Annotated in this window: 3 protein-coding genes; all 3 read left to right on the top strand. The window is 68.1% G+C overall.

Features of this window, described 5'->3' with window-relative positions; all coding sequences use genetic code 11:
• Positions 1–167: 167 nt before the first annotated feature.
• A complete protein-coding gene (locus tag ACE3TU_RS20355) occupies positions 168–1,130 on the top strand; it encodes an ABC transporter substrate-binding protein (protein WP_374627571.1) in 963 nt (320 codons plus the stop codon).
• A 56-nt stretch (positions 1,131–1,186) separates the two neighbouring features.
• Entirely contained in the window at positions 1,187–2,215 is a 1,029-nt protein-coding gene (locus ACE3TU_RS20350; RefSeq protein ID WP_374627569.1) for a glycine betaine/L-proline ABC transporter ATP-binding protein, read from the top strand.
• 1 nt (position 2,216) lies between these two features.
• The coding region (locus ACE3TU_RS20345; protein ID WP_374627567.1) for an ABC transporter permease at positions 2,217–3,527 on the top strand (1,311 nt) is incomplete at its 3' end.

Raw genomic sequence — 3,527 nt, 5'->3', positions numbered from 1 at the left:
AGAAATTGTGCAGTCTGCTGCTGGTCGGGCGGTATTCGACGGGAATGCCACAGAATGTCAACACGCTCGATTGACTCGGTGAAACGCTTGCAGTTCAACTTCCAGCCGGGTGCCAGTGGCCGCTCGCAAGCAGGCGAGGGGGCGCAACCGGGGAAGGGACGAACAGCATGCCGAAAACTCTGCGTAACCTCTTGTCTGCTCTGGCGCTGGGCGCGAGCCTGGCGATCACCGCGCTGCCGGCCGCCGCGGCGCCGGAATCGACCGATCCGATCAAGCTGACGCTGCATGACTGGACCGGGCAGTTGATCACCACCCAGCTGATGGCCGAGGTGCTCAAGAAGGCCGGTTACAATGTGGAGCTGGTGACCGCCGACTACCTGGCGCAGTTCGCCGGCCTCGAGTCGGGCGATCTGCATGTCGCGATGGAGATCTGGGCCACCACCGGGCAGGAGGCGCTCGATGCCGCCGTCGCGACCGGCAAGGTCGAGAACCTCGGCGAGACCGGCATGCAGGCCAAGGAAGAGTGGTGGTATCCCACCTACATGAAGGAAAAGTGCCCGGGGCTGCCGAACTGGGAGGCCCTGCTCGATCCGGCCTGCGCCGAGGCGTTCTCGACGGCCGAGACGGCGCCGAACGGCCGCTATCTCGGGGGTCCGGTGACCTGGGGCGGGTTCGACGAGGAACGCGTTTCGGCGCTCGGCCTGCCGTTCGAGGTGGTGCATGCCGGCACAGACGCGGCTCTGTTCGCCGAGCTCGAGTCCGCCTACCAGCGTCAGGCGCCGATCATGCTGTGGATCTACGCCCCGCACTGGGCCGTGGCCAAGTACGAGGGCGAGTGGGTCGAGTTCCCCCAGTACACGCCCGAGTGCTACGCCGATCCGGCCTGGGGCGGCAATGCGAACGAGGCCTATGATTGCGGCAAGCCGTTCGGTGCGATCTGGAAGGCCGGCTGGGCCGGTCTCAAGGACAAGTGGCCGGGGGCCCACAAGGCGATCCAGGCGTTCAGCATCGACAATGCCGAGATGGGCCAGATGATCACCGAGGTCGATCTCAACGGCAAGTCGGTGCAGGATGTCGCCGACGCCTGGATCGCGGCCAACGAGGCGCGCTGGTCGGCCTGGATCCAGTAATCCGTGCGCGGGGCGCCATCGGCGCCCCGTTCCCCTGACGCCCGGGTCGCCGCCACATGACCATCCCGACGGACGCCCCCGTCAAGCTCGAATGCCGCTCGGTGTGGAAGCTGTTCGGCCACCACGCCGGCACGGTCTATCGCTCGAGCGGCGGCCGCCCGACCGATGCGCAACTGAGCGAGCACGGGCTGATCGCCGGCGTGCGCGACGTCAGCCTCAAGGTGCATGCCGGCGAGAGCTTCGTCATCATGGGGCTGTCGGGCTCGGGCAAGTCGACGCTGGTGCGCTGCATGTCGCGCCTGATCGAGCCGACCGGCGGCGAGATCGTGTTCAACGGCGAGAACCTGCTGGCCGCTTCCGAGAAGCGGATGATCGAGGTCAGGCGGCACCAGATGGGGATGGTGTTCCAGCACTTCGCGCTGCTGCCGCACCTGAGCGTGCTCGCCAATGTCGCCTTTCCGCTCGAAATCCAGGGCGTCGACCGGGCCAGGCGCGAGAAGCGGGCGCGCGAACTGATCGAGCTCGTCGGCCTCGGCGGCCGCGAGGCATTCTTCCCGCGCGAACTCTCGGGTGGGCAGCAGCAGCGGGTCGGCATCGCGCGCTCGCTCTCGGTCGAGCCGGAGCTGTGGTTCCTCGACGAGCCGTTCTCGGCCCTCGATCCGCTGATCCGGCGCGAGATGCAGGATGAGTTCATCCGGCTGCAATCGGTGCTGAAGAAGACCATCGTCTTCATCACCCACGATTTCGACGAGGCGATCCGCCTCGCCGATCGCATCGCCATCATGAAGGACGGGCGGGTGGTGCAGGTCGGCACGCCCGAGGAGATCGTGCTGCGACCGGCAGATCCCTACGTCGCGGCCTTCACCCACAATGTCGCGCGCGCCAAGGTGATCCGGGCCGCCGCGCTGATGCGGCCGCATGACGGGCGGCCGACCAGCGGCAGGGTGCCGGCAACCGCCACCATCGCGCAGGCGGCGCCGCTGTTCGGCCCGTCGGCGGCGGCGCTCGAGGTCGTCGATGCCGACGGCGCGACGGTCGGGCTGATCGAGCGCGAGCAGGTCGTCACCGTGCTGATGGAAGGCTGAGATGGCCCTTGCGGACACAGCGCAGGTACCGCGCCGGCCGTTGCCGCGCGCCGGCTGGTGGCTGGCTTGGCTGGTCGCCGGAGTGGCTTTCGTGGCGTTGTGGTGGTTCGGCTCGGGCTGGGCGGTGGACTATCCCAAGGCCGCACAGATCCCGGCCATGCGCTATGTCGGCGATCTGATGAAATGGCTGGTGAACGAGGCCGGCTTCGGCCTGTTCAGCTTTGTCGACCTCACCCGCTTCATCGCCGCCCTGATCGAGCTGCCCTACTGGTTCGCCTCGAGCCTCATCGCCACCGGGTTCATGACCAGCTCGGGTTCGGCCGGCGTGCAGATCGTGCCGCCGATCTCCTGGATAGCGCTGATCGGCGGGCTCGGGCTCGTCGGCCTGTGGGCCGGCGGCTGGCGGCTCGCCGCGCTGGTGGTGGCGCTGATGGCTTTCATCGCGCTGTTCGGGCAGTGGGGCGCGGCGATGACGACGCTTGCCTCCATCCTCATCGCGGTGCCGCTCGGCGTGGTGCTCGGCCTGTTCCTGGGGGTGCTGAGCTACCGCCTGCCGCTGTTCGAAAAGGCGATCACGCCGCTGCTCGACCTGATGCAGACCGTGCCGGTGTTCGCCTATCTCGTGCCGGTGCTGTTCCTGTTCGGCTTCGGGCCGACGGCGGCGATCGTTGCCACCATCATCTACGCCATGCCGCCGATGACGCGGCTCACCGTGCATGCGTTGCGCTCGGTCCCCGCCGAGATCGACGAACTCGGCCGCATGGTCGGCGCGACCCCGCGCCAGCGGATGTGGAAGGTGATGCTGCCCGCGGCGATGCCCGGTCTGATGGTCGGGGCCAATCAGGTGATCATGCTGTCGCTCAACATCGTCATCATCGCCTCGATGATCGGGGCGGGCGGGCTGGGCTTCGAGGTGCTGGGCGCGCTGCGCCGGCTCGATTTCGGCGTCGGGCTCGAGGCCGGCTTCGCCATCGTGGCCCTCGCCATCGTGCTCGACCGGCTGAGCCAGGCGGTGGCGAGCCGGCTGCAGTCGCAGCCGCATCGGGGCGAGGATCGCCGGCCGCTGGTGGCGCGGCACCCCTACGTCCTCGGCGCCATCGTCCTCGTCGTCGGCAGCGGGCTGCTCGGGCTCGTCGAGGCGGGCTTCCAGACCTTCCCGGAGGCCGGGCGGCTCTCGACCGGCAGCTTCTGGGCCGAGGTCATCGAGTGGATCAACGTCAACTTCTTCACCCAGCTCGAGGCCTTCAAGGATTTCCTCCTGCTCAACCTGCTGATCCCGTTCAAGCGCCTGCTGCTGTCGCTGCCCTGGCTG

It is taken from the genome of Devosia sp. (genome assembly GCF_041917035.1).
In the GTDB taxonomy this organism is placed as follows: domain Bacteria; phylum Pseudomonadota; class Alphaproteobacteria; order Rhizobiales; family Devosiaceae; genus Devosia_A.
The sequence above is the reverse complement of the archived record's forward strand: the minus strand, read 5'-3'. Positions and strand labels throughout refer to the sequence as shown.

Excerpts from the sequence above, each read along its gene's own strand:
- ACE3TU_RS20355 (WP_374627571.1), top strand. The coding sequence starts at position 168 with ATGCCGAAAACTCTGCGTAACCTCTTGTCTGCTCTGGCGCTGGGCGCG.
- ACE3TU_RS20350 (WP_374627569.1), top strand. The coding sequence starts at position 1,187 with ATGACCATCCCGACGGACGCCCCCGTCAAGCTCGAATGCCGCTCGGTG.